The organism is Pedobacter fastidiosus (genome assembly GCF_014306625.1).
GTDB lineage: Bacteria > Bacteroidota > Bacteroidia > Sphingobacteriales > Sphingobacteriaceae > Pedobacter > Pedobacter fastidiosus.
On sequence record NZ_JACRYL010000006.1, the window covers coordinates 236,902 to 252,765 of the forward strand.

Sequence of the window (15,864 nt, forward strand, 5' to 3'; positions counted from 1 at the left end):
ATTAGGCGCAAAGAAACTGCTTTTGTTCAACTAAAACAAATTATTTTTAATTATTCTAAATAGAAATTGTGATTTATTTTAAAAAGATAAAATCTCACAAATATTGTTTCTCCTTGTTTATGTATATTAGATATAGAAATAGGACTTACAAATGCCATCTAATAACATCGCAAACTTTTACTCTAACCTTCCAAAAAATAAGATCTCGCTTAGCGAACTTTTGTTGAAGAATAAATTGTTCCATAACGTACCTAACGATTGGTTTGTAATTATTACAGATATAAAAAGTTCTACTAATGCTGTTTTGGAAGGTTTACATGAAAATGTGAATTTAATTGCCACTGGTAGCATTGTTACCGTATTAAATATCTCCTTCAAAGCCAGTATCTCTGTTCCCTTTTTCTTTGGGGGAGATGGTGCTACTTTCATAATTCCGCCATCAATTGTAAATGATTCCATGAAAGCATTAGCGCTTTACAAGGCCAATACTTTGGCTAATTTTAATTTGGAGTTGCGAACAGGAATTATCTCTGTAAAAGAAATTTATGAACATGGCCATGAGTTAAAAATTTGCAAATTTAATAGTACCGAAAACTTCTCTATTCCGATTGTTTTGGGCAATGGATTAAATTATGCAGAAAAAATTATTAAGGGCGATGATTATTTAACTGCAGATCAGGATACTGAAAATCAAGAATTGGATTTAAGTGGAATGCAGTGCAGGTGGGATAAAATAGAACCGCCAGAGCATAGCGAAGAGGTTGTTACCTTAATTGTACTTGCCCAAGATTTTAAAAAACAGGCAAAGGTTTTTAGCAAGGTTATAAAACATATCGATCGCATTTATGGATTGCCAGAAAAGAGACAGCCAATTTCTATACCCAAACTTATTTTTAGAACCAGCTTTAATAATTTAGGCAAAGAGATGAGAAGTAGGATTGGCAAAATTAATGTTTTAGAACTCGTTAAAACCTGGTTTGTTAACCTTTACGGATATATTTATTTCCGAACGGACAGCGGTAAGAACTATCTTAAAAAATTGGTAGAAATGTCTGATACATTGGTCATTGATGGGCGAATAAACACAGTAATAACTGGAACTGAAAAGCAAAGATTGATTTTACAACATGCCCTAAATGATATGGAAAATGAACAAGATATATTATACGGCTTGTTTGTAAGTGGCGAATCCGTAATGTCTTGTTATGTTAGGGATTTGGTAGATGATCACATCCATTTTGTTGATGGCTCTGAAGGTGGTTACACTAAAGCAGCAGGCATTTTGAAACAAAAACTTAAAAAAATATCCTCAATTTAATTCCGTCTTAATTTTCTCCTTAACAATTCAAAACATTTTTTAGGTTCGGCTGTAGTTTATTGTATAAGCTTTTTTTAAGATAAGAGCAACATTTACTCAACCCTACATGGATAACAATAATCGAAGATTAAACAATGATCAACTTTTGCAAGTTCTTACACTTTCAAAAGATGCTACTGCGATTTACACTTCGGAAAACATAGTTATCGAAATGGCTAATGATGCTATGATTAATTTTTGGGGAAAGGATAGGAGTATAATTGGAAAAACTTTAGAAGATGCTGTTCCAGAGTTTAAAGGGCAACCTTTTGTTAAAATGTTGAGAAATGTGTTGTTAACTGGGATAACGGATTCTGGTGAAGCGATTCCTGCTGAAACCATGATTAATGGGAACCTTCGAACTTCCTATTATAGTTATGAATATAGAGCAATTAAAGATGATTTTGGTAAACCATATTGTATTTTACACACTGCTTCTGATGTAACTGAGAAGGTTTTGGGTCAAAAAGCGATTGAGTTTGCACTGCTTCAAAAAGAAGCCTTGGAGAGAGAACAAAGTTTAAACGAAGAACTTCAAGAAGCAAATTCTGAGCTTGAAAATCTGAATAAAATCTTGCACTTATCAAAAGAAAATCTAAGTCAACTCAATATAGAGCTCGAATCTCGGGTGGCTCGCCGTACACTTGAACTTGTAAATAGCGAAGCGAGGATTCGTAATATGCTCGCCGATGCTCCTGTAGCTATTGCAGTTTTCTCTGGTAGAGAGTTAAGAATTGAATCTGCAAACAAGAAAATTTTAGAAGCTTGGGGAAAAACGGATAATATTATTGGTAAAACACTTCTAGAGGCCGTTCCAGAACTTGTTGATCAAGATTTTAATAATATTTTGAGCCAAGTTTATTCATCTGGCGAGCCTTATTTTGGAAACGAGATTAAAGAGCTTATAGAGAAAAACGGAAAAATTGAGGAAGTTTACTCTAATTTTATCTATCAACCCTTAAAAGATAGAGAAAGAAAAATTAATAGCATAATGTTATCTGCCAATGTAATTACAGAGCAGGTAAAGGCAAGGAAAAAAGTAGAACGAGCAGAAGAAATGTTACAGTTTGCACTAGAGGCTGGAAATATTGGAACTTGGAGAATTAACACCCTTACAAATGAATTAAAATCTTCACCCATTTTAAAACAAATTTATGGGATTGATTTAGTTGAGGATTTCAATTTTGAAAAAATTCTAGATTTAATTACGGAAGATTGTAGAGAAAAAGTTTCTGTAGACATTAAAAATGCAATAGAAAGTCTTGGTAATTGTGACATATCATACACCCTAAAAAGACCAAGTGATGAACAGGTGGTTTGGGTTAGATCTTTCGGTAAAATGGTTAAGGATGAAGATGGTGTAATAAATGCGCTTTCTGGAGTTGTAATGGATATTACTGAACAGAAACAAGATGAGCAACGGAAAAATGATTTTATTAGCATGGTCAGTCATGAATTGAAAACTCCAATTACATCTATTAGTGCTTATGTACAATTGCTCCAAGCAAAAAGTAAAAATAATAGTGATGATTTTGCATCTGCTACACTTGACAAAGTACAAAAGCAGATTCGCAAAATGAGTACAATGATCAGTAGTTTCTTAAATGTTTCTCGTCTCGAATCGGGTAAAATTCATCTTATAAAAACTGATTTTGATTTGGAAGAATTGCTCAGTGAAGTTGTTGATGAGTGCAAACTGACAGATTCTGTATATAAAATTAACTTCGAGTGCTGCGAAGCAAAAATTATTCATGCAGATCGAGATAAAATTGGAGCGGTGATTTCGAACTTAATGAGCAATGCAATAAAATACTCTGAAAAAGGGAAAACAATCAACGTACATTCTGAAATTATTGATGGATTAGCGCATGTGAGTATTGAAGATGAAGGAATTGGGATAAAAGAACAACATCTCGATAAACTTTTTGATCGTTACTACAGAGTTAACAATCAGCAAACTAAAACCATATCTGGCTTTGGCATTGGCTTATATTTAAGTGCCGAAATTGTTAAGCGCCATAATGGTAAAATTTGGGCTGAAAGCTCCTTTGGTGAAGGCTCTAAATTTCATTTTACAATTCCTTTAGCTTAAAAAAAAATAGCGCTACTTATTTACAATTCCTTTGATGGATTGAGGCTGAATAATTACAAATTTGATTACATCGTATTCTCGCTTTACTTTTTCTCTTAATCGATCAATAGCGGTGGTCAAATCTTCAGTATCCAATTCGGGTTTAAACGTTAATACAAGGATTAACAGCACTTCACGCGGAGATTGATACATGGACAAAATGTTTTTAAGTTCGATTACATCTTCATCATTTTCTACAATTACTTTTATTTTCTGCTGAGTTTCTGGTGTTAAACCTTCTCCCATCAGCAAACTTCTACTTTCTCTCGCTAAAATAAAGGAAACGAATATTAATAGTGTACCAACCAGAACAGATGCCAGCCCATCTAAAAATGGCATACTAAAACTGTGACTGCAAACCATTAAAACAAAAACAATCAACAAGCCTAAAACAGCCGCTCCATCCTCAAAAAGCACTAAAAATCCTGACGGATCTTTACTTTTTATAATGGCTTTCCACCATGAAATTCCTTTTCGAGTTTTATCAAATTCCTTAATGGCGATAATTAACGATGCTCCTTCAAAAATAAATGAAAGCCCCAATACTAGATAATTCCAACCTGGGTTTTTTAAAATTTCTGGGTGCCGAATGTGCTCAATTCCTTGTGAGATGGAAAGGACACCTCCAAGACCAAAAATCATAATGGAAACTATAAACGACCAAAAATAAAGCTCCTTACCATAACCGAAAGGACGGTGTTGATCTGGAGGTTTTACACTTCTTTTTAAGCCGTATAATAATAATAACTGGTTACTTGTGTCTACCGTAGAGTGAATTCCTTCAGCAATCATTGAAGAACTATTGGTAAAAGCACCTGCTATAAATTTGGTTACTGCAATAAGAAGATTGGCCGCCAGAGCGCTGTAAATAGATTTATTGGCTCTTGCCATAGTTGTTTTGGAATTTTAAACTGATTTAAAACTTAAACGATTAAAATGGCTTTTAGTTTGGCTCTGGAGGATATTTATCACACCTTAGAAAATAAACAATGCGTAGAGTAATCAAATTTTTATGTGATTACTCTACGTATAATTATAATAATTGAAATTAGGCCGATTGCAGTATTTCATCAATCTGCTTAATTTCACTTTCGCTGAATATAATGTTATCGAGTGCTTTAATAGAATCTGTTATTTGTTCGGGTTTACTTGCACCAATCAATACAGAAGTTACACGATCATCTTTCAAAATCCAAGATAACGCCATGTGCGCCAGTTTTTGTCCGCGAGATTTTGCGATGTCATTTAATTTCGAAATAACAGCTAATTTTTCTGGTGTTAGACTACTTTCATTTAAAAAGACCCCACTTGTGGCCACTCTAGAATCCGTAGGAATTCCGTGCAAATATTTATCAGTTAATAAACCTTGCGCCAATGGCGAAAAAGGAATACAGCCTACACCATTATTCCCTAAAAGATCCATTAAACCATTTTCTACCCAACGTTCGAACATGGAGTATTTTGGTTGATGAATTAGGCAAGGAGTACCATTATCTTTTAAAATTTTAATTGCTTTTTCAGCTTCTGGCGCCTGATAATTAGAGATGCCAACATATAAAGCTTTGCCCTGTTGTACAATTAAGCTTAACGCATTCATGGTTTCTTCTAAAGGCGTTTCAGGGTCAGGGCGATGATGATAGAAAATATCTACATAATCCAGTTTCATTCTTTTTAAACTTTGATCTAAGCTCGAAACCAAATATTTTTTAGAGCCCCAATCTCCATAAGGGCCATCCCACATGGTATAACCCGCTTTGCTCGAAATAATCATTTCATCACGATAGTTTCTAAAATCATCTTTCAATATCTTTCCAAAAACTTCTTCGGCAGAGCCTGGAGGCGGTCCATAATTGTTGGCTAAATCGAAATGGGTAATTCCATTATTAAAAGCAGTATAAATTAAATCTTTACTATTTTCGAATACATTAACGTGCCCGAAGTTGTGCCATAAACCTAGTGAGATTGCTGGAAGTTTTAATCCACTATTTCCGCAACGGCGATAAGGTATGTTTTCATAACGGGTATCTGAAATTTCTCTATTCATTTTTTTTAAGATATGATCGGTACAATATTAATTAGAATTGGCTGATTTTTCAGCATTAAATACCATGTTGTAAAAGAATACAAACAACTTGGAGGCTTAGTTCTTTTTTCCACGCAAAAAACTAATGCCTTAGTTCGTATCTCCTCCAACTATACAACTTAAACTTTCTAAATTTAAACAGTTTCTTGATGTTATGTGAAATATTTAAATGATTGACTTTGATGAAAGAGAATTTTTAAGACGCATTTTTCTTGATGATAAGTTAAAATATTATTCCTCTAATGATATCCTAAATCGATTTATTTGCTTTGTTAATCTTTATAATTATATTTAAAAACTTAATTTAATAATCTAACCCAAATATCAGTTCCATGAATTTGAAATCATTAACGAGCGTAGCAGCTATCGCTGCAATTGGATTTGCTTCTTGCCAATCTGAAACAAAAAAAGCATCCTCAGGAGATAGCCTTACAAAAGATTCTGTTGCAGTAGTAAAATTAGTTGCAGATTCTTTTAAAAAGGAAATAGATGGTAAGCAAACAGCGCTTTATACCTTAAAAAATAAAAACAACGCTGAAGCCATTTTTACAAATTACGGTGGTCGTTTGGTAAGCTTACTTATTCCAAACAAAGCGGGTAAACTTGTTGATGTAGTTGTGGGCTTTAAAAGTGTAAACGATTATGAAAAATCTACTGAACCTTATTTTGGTGCAACCATTGGTAGATACGGAAATCGCATTGCAAAAGGAAAATTTACATTGGAAGGCAAAACCTATTCGCTGTTTACAAATAACGGTCAAAATACTTTACATGGTGGTAAAAAAGGCTACCAATATGTGGTTTGGGATGCTAAACAAGTAAATGATCATACATTAGAACTTCATTATTTATCAAAAGATGGCGATGAGAATTTCCCAGGTAATTTAGATGTTAAGGTAACCTATACCTTAACAGATGATAATGAATTGAAAATGGATTATGAAGCTAAAACAGATAAAGCTACTCCAGTAAACTTAACCAACCATGCTTTCTTTAATTTAAATGGTGATGGAAGCGGAGAAATTCTAAATCATGAAGTACAAATTTTTGCTGATGAATACACACCTGTAGATTCTACTTTAATTCCATCAGGTAAAATTGAAAAAGTTGCAGGAACGCCTTTTGATTTTACAAAGTCAACAACTATTGGTGCACGTGTTAACGATAAAAATGAGCAGTTAACATTTGGTAAAGGCTATGATCATAACTATGTTCTAAATAAAACAAAAGCCATGAATATGTTCCACGCTGCAACGGTAAAAGGGGATAAATCTGGTATTGTAATGGATATTTATACGCAGGAGCCTGGCTTGCAGTTTTATAGTGGAAACTTTATGCAAAGCAAAAACACGTTTAAATCTGGTGCGAAGGATGATTTTAGAACAGCTTTTGCAATGGAGACTCAGCATTTCCCAGATTCTCCAAATCAGCCTAGTTTTCCAAGCACAATTTTAAAACCTGGACAAGTTTATAAAACAAGTTCAATTTATAAGTTTAGCAATTAACAAAACGATTGTGTTATTGGGCTAAAATTGAAATTATAAAATACGGTTTGCATGCTGTTGCAAGCCGTATTTTTTGTTTAAAACAAATTGTTTAAAATGGGGTCAGTATAATCTTCTATAAAGGCAATAATATTATCATAGGCACTAAATTCCTCAGCAGTATGCATAGTGGTTAAAACAACACACTTCATCCCTGCATTTTTAGCCGCTTCTACGCCTTTCGGCGCATCTTCAAAAACAATACTTTGGTTGTATGGAACGCCTAAAATATCAGCTCCTTTAGTAAAAGTCTCTGGATCTGGCTTGCTGTTGGCAACATCTTCGGCACTAACAATTGCTTTAAAGTAATGCCTAATGTTTAAATTATCAAGCACAAAGTTGATGTTGAAAGGAATAGCTGCAGAGCCAATTGCCATTGAAATTCCAGATTGTTTCGCTTTCTCTAAAAAATCTCCCAAACCAGAAATCAGCGCTAAATGCTTTTTATAAGCCGCTTGGTAACGGTGTTCTTTCTCTATTGAAATTTGATCGATTTGTTCTTGAGAGAAATGGCCAACACCAAAAACACGTTCTAATAAATCCTGATTTTTACCATACATTTGTTTCTTCACGGCTTCGAAACTTATGTTTGCACCTAAATCTTTGGTTAGAATTAAATGCCATGCATGGTTATGGAAAACCATATCATTTACCATGGTTCCATTTAAATCAAAAAGAAAGGCTTTGGGTTGTGCTTCTATCATGAGCGCAAAATTATCAGAAATTTCTGATGAATCTGTTAAATTCAAATTATTTTAAAAACCTACGATTTGCAATTGTGCTAATCAAGTAATACATTGCATCATTGGCGTATCACCCTAATAGTATATGAGCGAAGTTAGTATTGATAATGAACCACTGGTTAGATTTTTGAATAAATTGCAACCGTTAAGTCCAGCAATAATAGACTTTGCCTTAAAAGAAACATTTAGGATTACAGTAAAGAAAAATTCTTTAATTGATTCCGTTCAGGAAAATAGCAAAGAGTGTGTATTCTTTATTATCAAAGGGCTGGTTCGGGGTTTCATTTTAGACGAGGGTAAGGATATTACGACTTGGTTAACTCAAGAAAATGGACTAATTGGAACCATCAGAAACCCGGGCAATACTGCTCCAACTTATTTTGAACATCTCCAAGCAATAGAAGATTCTAATTTGCTTGTATTGCCTTATAGCTTTATCGATAAGCTTTATGTTCAATTTCCAGAATCGAATATACTTGGGCGTAAATTGTTGGCCATTCACTATCATATGTCTCAAGAACGATCCATATTATCTCGAATTCCTTCTGCAGAGGCTCGATACAAACAATTTAAAGATAATCATCCAACAATAAAGTTTAGAATCCCACTTAAATATTTAGCGAGTTATTTAGGCATGAGGATAGAAACTTTAAGTAGGATTAGAAGAAGAGCAAAACTGAACTCTTAATTTTTTTCTTGAGGTGTTTCCTTTTTATACTTAAAATAATAATAAGTTAAAGGGTATAAACAAATTAATCCTAATAAAAAACCACCCAAAGTATCTGTAAACCAATGTGCTCCAAGATATATTCTGGAGAAAGATATTGTAATCATTAAAAAGGCAGAGAAATATGTTACAATTATCCTGGTTGTTTTAGGAATGGTTTTTAGCGTATTCATCAAGATAATCAGAAAACCAAAAAACAAGATATAGGAGAGCACATGCCCACTAGGGTAGCTTTGAAATCTATTTACTTCAACTAATCTAACATAAAATGAAGTCGGCCTTGGTCTGTTGATTATGTTTTTTATCCCCAGAATAATTAATCCAGAAATTAAGGTTGCCGATATAAAATAAGCTTCTCGTTTATATTTGTAATAATAAAATATCAGTGCTACAATTACCACCGACAATAGCGAATAGGGCAACTCTCCAAAAAAACTAATGGCCAACATAACTTTATCTAAAAAATTAGAATGGTATTGTTGCATAAAAACTGATGTGCTAATATCAAAAGCAAATAGTGGGTTAAAATTTATAAATACGCTGAGTGAGACGAAACTCGCAATTAACAAAATGAGTAAAAAGAGAAGTGTTTTTGGTTTTAAAAACATAGGCAACAGGTGGTAATTCAGTATTGAAATTCCAAATCTATTGATTTTTTACATTTACACAATTAAGTCTTAAAAATAGGTTGGCCTCGCGACAACGGATATACTTATTGACGAAATATTTTAGTCACGGATAAAACGTTATTAATCAAGGTTATTTCATTGTATGTCATAATATTTTTTATCCTCAAAGCATTCATTTAAATTAATAGACCTATTAATTAAAAAATATGCCTAAAGGAATTATTAAATGGTATAATCCAAACAGAGGTTTTGGATTTATTGTTCCAGAAGATGGAACAGAAGCAGTTTTTGCAGATTGCGAAAAAGTTATTGGTGAACCTAAAGAACTTAAAGAAGGGGTAATGGTAGATTATCAAATTTTAATCGGTAACAAAAGTAAACAGGCATTTCAGATTAGAATGTTGGATAGAACTTGATGAGTTGAGGTTTTGTGATGAATATCCAAAATAGAAGTTTTGATTTTATCACGGCAAAACGTATTTCTATAACGGATTTAATGCCATCTGTATAAGTCGTTATGAGATTTAAAAACCTTTTCCAATCTTCGAAATAGATAATAAGGATATCTATGCTTGGGAGGTCGGTAGAATTAGTTTTCTGCCGACCAAAAAAGCACAATCGCTCGGAAAACATAAACATGGATAAGATATTAAAGAGAACATACCCTTAATGTTAACGCTCCAACCAAAACTGCCCTCTTTTAATAAAGAGGTGCAGATAGGTTGATCTCTTTATTAAGTCTCTTTTTTCTAGCCAAAAACAAATCTTTTAACTTCGAGTTATAAGTATATGGAACCAAAACCATATCCTAAAGAGAACGATGTTATACAAGTACCGCGCTTCGAAGAAAGTGCAGGTTTCTACACTACAGAACAGCGAAGTAGAAACATGTCTAAAATTCGTTCTAAAAATAGTGTTCCAGAGCTAAAACTGAGAAGAGCACTTTGGGCTCAACACATTAGGTTCCGTTTACACCCCAAAACAGTTCCTGGGAAACCAGATCTTGTAATTAATAAATATAAACTTGCTATTTTTGTTGATGGCGATTTTTGGCATGGATATAACTGGGCACAACGCCGTCAAAATTTAAAAAAGAATACAAGCTTTTGGATTCCTAAAATCGAACGAAATATTCAGAGAGATAAATACGTTAACGAGCGATTAAGTTTGATGGGCTATACGGTAATGCGTTTTTGGGAGCATGAAGTTAAACAAAATATTGGTGCCTGTGTAAATCAGGTATTGCTTTATGTAGAGGCTGCGAAAATGGGGAAGGTGCCAATGTCTAGCTTGTAAAACTTAAATGTTTCAGAAATTTGCAATCAGATTTCAATCCTTATGCTATTTAACCACAATCTGCTTCGGTTCGGTAACTACAATTTGAGTTTTTCCCTTAAACTCAGTAATTATACCAGTAACGCAAATATTATTACCTAAATACATACTTGCTGGCGCTGAAGAGAATTTAGTAAGATCTTCCTTATTCACCACAACTGTTATTAATTCTTTCGGAAAAGCGCCTCCAAGATTTATTAGAGTTACTTTATCTAACGCTTTCGCACTGTAAACAGAATCGCAAATGGTTACCGTTTTACCGATATAATCTTTAGCATCTTTTGCCAATATTAAGGTTTGAGCTTTAACAAAATAACTTGCAAAAAGAATAAGGAATACAAGAGATAACTTTTTCATAGCGATGGGATGAATGGTTGGCAAAGTCAAAACGTTAAAAATCGAATTAGCTTATAAACAAATGTAAAGACGATTTTTTTGAAAAGCAATTCTGAATAGAAATGAACACAAATATTACTTGAAGGAGATTTTATCTTAACATGAATATTGCTTAAATTGTAAAGTTCAATATTTCTGACAGCACAAAACAGAAAACTGATCTAACCAAGTATAGCCTTATTATCCTAATATGAAAGTAGATTACATCGCTTTATCTGTTCCTGTTTTTTTTATTCTGATTGGAATTGAACTTGCCTACAATTTTTATAAAAAGCTAAATTATTATCGTTTAAATGATAGTATAGCTAACTTAAGTCAGGGAATAGGGCAACAGCTTACCGGTATTTTTATGAAAACGGCCTTGTTCTTTGGCTATAAATATATTTATGAGCATTGGCGTTTTTTCGAAATGCCCAAAACCATTTGGGTTTGGATTTTACTATTTATTGGGGTAGATTTTTTTTATTATTGGTTTCATCGAATGAGCCATCAAGTAAATGCACTTTGGGCGGCGCACATTGTTCACCATCAATCCGAAGAATATAATTTAACCGTTGCTTTAAGGCAAAGTTGGTTTCAAGGTTGGTTTAGTTGGGTTTTTTATCTGCCCTTGGCATTTGCAGGTTTCGACCCCATTATGTTTTTAACGTTGAGCTCTTTTAATACACTTTATCAATTTTGGATTCATACGCGAGCGATAAAAACCATGGGACCGTTAGAATATATTTTAAATACGCCATCACATCATCGAGTGCATCATGGTTCCAATCCGAAATATATTGATAAAAACCATGCGGGCACATTAATTATATGGGATCGATTATTCGGCACTTTCCAAAAAGAAGAAGAAGAAGTTTACTACGGAATAACCAAACCTTTGGCCAGTTGGAATCCAATATGGGCAAATCTTCATTATTGGGATGATTTGATTAATACAGCCAAGCAATCGCCAAAAATAATAGACAAAATTAAAGTCTTTTTGAAACCGCCAGGTTGGTTTCCAGCTCATTTAGGAGGTTTCCAAAATGCGCCAGAAATAAATTCCATTACTTATAAAAAATATGATCCTATTTATCAATCTAAATTAACTGGTTATGTATTGGTGCAATTTATTGTGGCTTTAAGTGCAGGTTCAGCTATTTTATTTTCTTACTCCAAAATGCAATCTACACCGCTGGTTGCGGGAACCCTCTTTACTTTATTAACTCTAATAACCTGTGGAGCATTGTTGGAGCAGAAAAAATGGCAAATAAAGTTCGAATATTTTAGATTATTGCTAGGCGTTACTTTAATAATTCTCCTTAAATTTCCTATTGGATATCAAGTTATTTTTACTTGCATTCAGCTAATATCCGTAATTTGGTTCTTTAATCTTCAAAAAGTAAATCTCAATCCTGATGAAAACTAAGATATTTTCATTTCTTTTTTTAACTGTATTTTTCATTCAGCTATACGCAGAATATTCAGACAATAATAATTTACGAACTTTTTCAAAACCCTTAATAGTAATCACACTATTAGTATGGCTCTTTGTAAGCACAAATTTGAAAGGTCGATTTCATAAAAGAATTTTTACAGGCTTAATTTTTGGTTTAGCTGGAGATGTATTATTGCTTTTCCAAACCGGCCGAACCAGCTTTTTCATTTATGGTTTAATTGCTTTTTTACTTTGCCATATTTTTTACATTCGAGCATTTACCTTGGATCATAAATCAAATCCAAATAAAAAAAATCCATACTTTTTATGGGCAGTTGGTGCTTTTGGGGTTTTTTGTGCAGGTTTGTTTTTTTACCTCCAACCTCGACTTGGAGGAATGCAATTTCCAGTTTTAATGTATGCAATCATCATCACGATTATGGCCGTAATGGCTGTGAATCGTTACGGCAAGGTTAATATTTTAAGCTTTAAAATGATTTTATATGGTGCTTTATTTTTCTTGCTCTCTGATAGTGCTTTGGCTGTAAATAAATTTGCGGATCCAATTCCACAAAGTGGCGCATTAATTATGGCAACTTATATGATAGCTCAATATTTAATAGTTTATGGAACGATAGAAAGAAAGTTGGTAGTTACGAAAACGGAGATTTAATTGTGTTCTAATCTGTTATTTAACGTTATATTCTTGGGTAAAAATGAGAATCTAAATCCGTGTTTATCTGTACCCATCTGTGGTTAATTTATTATTGGTTTAGTTTTTCTGCTTTTTATCCTTGTCCAAAACAGTGAAAACTTGTACCAATCGTTCCCCATTTTCATCAACAAGCGTAAGGGTATGTTTGCCCGGTGGCGGACTAATAGCCAATTGATGGTAATTGGTCGTGGTGGCTACAAATTCATTATCAATATGCCAGTAAATTTTGGATGATGAATTTCTATGTGCTGCATTGAGGACAATTTTACCTCTTGATCCGTCTAGTTCTAAAGGAATATAAACCGTAGCGCCATTTTTTGGATAAATTAATTCCATTACATTGTTACCTCCAGAATTATCACAGCCGGCCATAAATGGAGGTAAGATTTTATAATCGCTATTTTTAATTTTGTAGTAATATTCCATTGCTGGAGGCAAAATAAACCAGCTTTTATGTTGCATGTTGGTTACACTTTCGCATTGATCGGTAACTCTAAAACGCTCAGTTCTATCTAAGTGAATTAATTTATGATATGGACAAATCATAGTTTTTTCGCCTGCAACTGGAACCAGCTCTTCAGTAATGTCCGCACAATTTTCTCCAGCTTTATAACCACTCTGTTTGCAAATCTTAATTTTCTTAAGTTTTGTAGTAGGAGTTTCAAACCATTTTCCGTTTGGCAATTGTTTAAAAATATCGAATAGAACGGGAGCGGCCGCTTCAATCCCAACCAAACCCGGCCTACCTTCGCCATCTGCATTGCCCACCCAAACACAAACTACATAATTTGGCGTTAATCCAACTGCCCAAGCATCGCGAAAGCCAAAACTTGTGCCTGTTTTCCATGCTACACGTTGTGAAGAAGAGAATTGTTCCCATAAACCTTCGTCGCCTGGGCGCATTACTTCTTCCATGGCATTGAAAGTTGACCAAATAGCACCATGATCAAGAAAAGAATTTCTTTGATAATCTTTGTTCTCTTTAGTTTCAGTTTTAAAATAGCTTGCAGGTTTGTAATCATCAGGATTATATAATCCTTTATAGGTGTTAAAATGATTTAATGTCCTCACCATTCCCATGTAAGTATTAGCCAAATCCCACATGGTCACTTCACTTCCACCTAAAATTAAAGATAGTCCATAATGATCTGCAGGTTGATTTAAGGTTCCAATTCCAAGTTTTTTAAGTTTATCGTAAAAGCGTTCATATTTATATTGTTGCAACATTTTAACCGCTGGAATATTAAGTGATCTACTAAGTGCCTTATCAGCTGCAATTGCGCCATCATATCCAAGATCATAATTTTGGGGTGAGTAACCCGCAATTTGTGTCGGAATATCTGGAATTAAAGTATGGGGTAAAATAAAGCCATCATTCATCATACTTGCATATAATAAAGGTTTTAATGTGCTTCCAGGGCTTCTAGGTGCTCTGATCATATCGACATGACTTTCCAAAAATGCTTGATCTGGCTGGTAGATATTTCCAACGTAGCTTACAACGGTTCCCGTTTTTGCATCAAGCACTAAAGCAGAGATGTTGTTAATGTCGTTAGCTCGGTAGCGATTATTATATCTTTTTAAAATGGCATTAACCTTAAGTTGAAGATTTTCATTTAATGTGGATATAATTCGTGTCGTTTTTATTTCTAAATCAGCTCGTTCAGCCTTAAACCTATTTAGCAAATGTGGTGCATTTTGAGGTAGGGGTAATGGTTTACCCGGAACAGGTTCGAGCTTGGATAAGTTAGCCGTAGTTTGATCGATGTATTTTAATTTAACTAATTTATCTAATAAATCGTTGCGTTTTCTAATTAAACGATCAGCGTTTTTTCCGGGATGGACTAAAGATGGACTGTTAGGGAGTACCGCTAAAGTAGCCATTTCTCCCCAAGAAAGGGTTTTGGCATCTCTTCCATAATATCTCCAACTTGCAGCTTCTAAACCAACTACATTACTTCCAAATGGTGCGTTGGAGGCATATAGATTGATGATTTCTTCTTTTGAAAATTTTAATTCTAATCTAAAGGCTAGCACAATTTCGTACAGTTTTTGCCAAATGGTTCTGTCTTTTTTTCGCGATAAACGAATTACTTGCATGGTTAACGTACTTCCACCGCTCACCACACTTTTAGCCTTAAGGTTTTGTTTCATGGCTCGGCTCATGGCTAAAAAATCCATTCCGAAGTGATTGTAGAAACGCTTATCCTCAAATGCGATAATGCAGTCTTTAAATTTTATTGGAACACTATCTGCCACAGGAAATCGCCATTGGCCATCGCTAGCAATTGATGCACTGAGTAAATTTCCGTTGCTTGCTTCTATAACAAAGGAGGTAGGCGACTTAAAAAGTTTTGAAGGCAATGAAAAAAGAAAAGCCAAAAGCAAAACGATAAAAATTAAATCTGTAACAAGAAATATTCGAAGTTTTTTTATCATTTATTCTTTTTAACGGGTAACATTTTTCACTTCGAATTGATATCTATTAAATGTATCTATTATGGAAAAATTTACTGCTTTTTTAAAATTGTCTTTTGGTTTTATTCGTTTTTTAATCATTAATGTATGGCCAAGGTTGTGATAGTGTTGTTGTATTTCGGTTCGTGGAGACACGAACCGAGGCAATTGAGCATACAAGCACTGACCGTTCGTTGGATTGCTTCGTGCCTCGCAATGACGACCGCCCTACACGTCATTGCGAGGCACGAAGCAATCTTACTCGAAAAAATGTTATGGTTGTAAACTTGCGAAGTATTGTCCCATCTTTTGACCTCCAAAACTTCGCAA

Annotated in this window: 14 protein-coding genes; 8 read left to right on the plus strand and 6 right to left on the minus strand. The window is 33.9% G+C overall.

All coding sequences use genetic code 11. The features are described 5' to 3' along the window. Positions 1-151: 151 nt before the first annotated feature. Complete coding sequence (locus H7U22_RS08750) at positions 152-1,318, plus strand: DUF3095 domain-containing protein (protein WP_187070964.1); 1,167 nt, start codon at positions 152-154, stop codon at positions 1,316-1,318. Positions 1,319-1,424: 106 nt separating this feature from the next. Then, positions 1,425-3,449: an ATP-binding protein gene (locus H7U22_RS08755; protein WP_187070965.1), complete on the plus strand. Its 2,025-nt coding sequence runs from the start codon at positions 1,425-1,427 to the stop codon at positions 3,447-3,449. Between the two features lie 12 nt (positions 3,450-3,461). Here H7U22_RS08755 and H7U22_RS08760 read toward each other — a convergent pair whose 3' ends face one another. Both H7U22_RS08760 and mgrA read right to left on the minus strand, forming a co-directional pair. Then, complete coding sequence (locus H7U22_RS08760) at positions 3,462-4,379, minus strand: cation diffusion facilitator family transporter (RefSeq protein ID WP_187070966.1); 918 nt, start codon at positions 4,377-4,379, stop codon at positions 3,462-3,464. A 157-nt stretch (positions 4,380-4,536) separates the two neighbouring features. Continuing rightward, complete coding sequence (mgrA, locus tag H7U22_RS08765) at positions 4,537-5,532, minus strand: L-glyceraldehyde 3-phosphate reductase (RefSeq protein ID WP_187070967.1); 996 nt, start codon at positions 5,530-5,532, stop codon at positions 4,537-4,539. A 371-nt stretch (positions 5,533-5,903) separates the two neighbouring features. Between mgrA and H7U22_RS08770 the strand changes: the two genes are divergently transcribed. After that, entirely contained in the window at positions 5,904-7,076 is a 1,173-nt protein-coding gene (locus H7U22_RS08770) for an aldose epimerase family protein (RefSeq protein WP_187070968.1), read from the plus strand. A 77-nt stretch (positions 7,077-7,153) separates the two neighbouring features. Here H7U22_RS08770 and H7U22_RS08775 read toward each other — a convergent pair whose 3' ends face one another. Further along, positions 7,154-7,819 (minus strand): HAD family hydrolase, encoded by a 666-nt coding sequence (locus H7U22_RS08775; protein ID WP_187071007.1) that lies wholly within the window; start codon positions 7,817-7,819, stop codon positions 7,154-7,156. 124 nt (positions 7,820-7,943) lie between these two features. On the opposite strand from H7U22_RS08775, the gene H7U22_RS08780 reads away from it, so the two are divergent. Continuing rightward, positions 7,944-8,546 carry a Crp/Fnr family transcriptional regulator gene (locus H7U22_RS08780; RefSeq protein WP_187070969.1) on the plus strand — a complete coding sequence of 201 codons (603 nt, stop codon included), beginning with the start codon at positions 7,944-7,946 and terminating at the stop codon, positions 8,544-8,546. Here H7U22_RS08780 and H7U22_RS08785 read toward each other — a convergent pair. Then, positions 8,543-9,193, minus strand: a complete 651-nt coding sequence (locus tag H7U22_RS08785) for a phosphatase PAP2 family protein (protein WP_187070970.1) — start codon at positions 9,191-9,193, stop codon at positions 8,543-8,545. The genes H7U22_RS08780 and H7U22_RS08785 overlap by 4 nt on opposite strands. A gap of 227 nt (positions 9,194-9,420) precedes the next feature. Here H7U22_RS08785 and H7U22_RS08790 point away from each other — a divergent pair, with 227 nt between their 5' ends. Together H7U22_RS08790 and H7U22_RS08795 are read left to right on the plus strand one after the other, a co-directional pair. Further along, positions 9,421-9,630 (plus strand): cold-shock protein, encoded by a 210-nt coding sequence (locus tag H7U22_RS08790; RefSeq protein ID WP_187070971.1) that lies wholly within the window; start codon positions 9,421-9,423, stop codon positions 9,628-9,630. A 373-nt stretch (positions 9,631-10,003) separates the two neighbouring features. Beyond that, complete coding sequence (locus tag H7U22_RS08795; protein ID WP_187070972.1) at positions 10,004-10,510, plus strand: very short patch repair endonuclease; 507 nt, start codon at positions 10,004-10,006, stop codon at positions 10,508-10,510. A 45-nt stretch (positions 10,511-10,555) separates the two neighbouring features. On the opposite strand, the gene H7U22_RS08800 is transcribed toward H7U22_RS08795, so the two are convergent. Beyond that, positions 10,556-10,906: a single stranded DNA-binding domain-containing protein gene (locus H7U22_RS08800; protein WP_187070973.1), complete on the minus strand. Its 351-nt coding sequence runs from the start codon at positions 10,904-10,906 to the stop codon at positions 10,556-10,558. A gap of 229 nt (positions 10,907-11,135) precedes the next feature. Here H7U22_RS08800 and H7U22_RS08805 point away from each other — a divergent pair, with 229 nt between their 5' ends. Both H7U22_RS08805 and H7U22_RS08810 read left to right on the plus strand, forming a co-directional pair. Then, a complete protein-coding gene (locus H7U22_RS08805) occupies positions 11,136-12,353 on the plus strand; it encodes a sterol desaturase family protein (protein WP_187070974.1) in 1,218 nt (405 codons plus the stop codon). Further along, positions 12,343-13,035 carry a lysoplasmalogenase gene (locus tag H7U22_RS08810; RefSeq protein WP_187070975.1) on the plus strand — a complete coding sequence of 231 codons (693 nt, stop codon included), beginning with the start codon at positions 12,343-12,345 and terminating at the stop codon, positions 13,033-13,035. Before H7U22_RS08805 ends, H7U22_RS08810 begins: the two co-directional genes overlap by 11 nt. A gap of 99 nt (positions 13,036-13,134) precedes the next feature. Here H7U22_RS08810 and pbpC read toward each other — a convergent pair whose 3' ends face one another. Continuing rightward, positions 13,135-15,516, minus strand: a complete 2,382-nt coding sequence (pbpC, locus tag H7U22_RS08815) for a penicillin-binding protein 1C (RefSeq protein ID WP_187070976.1) — start codon at positions 15,514-15,516, stop codon at positions 13,135-13,137. Positions 15,517-15,864 lie beyond the last annotated feature (348 nt).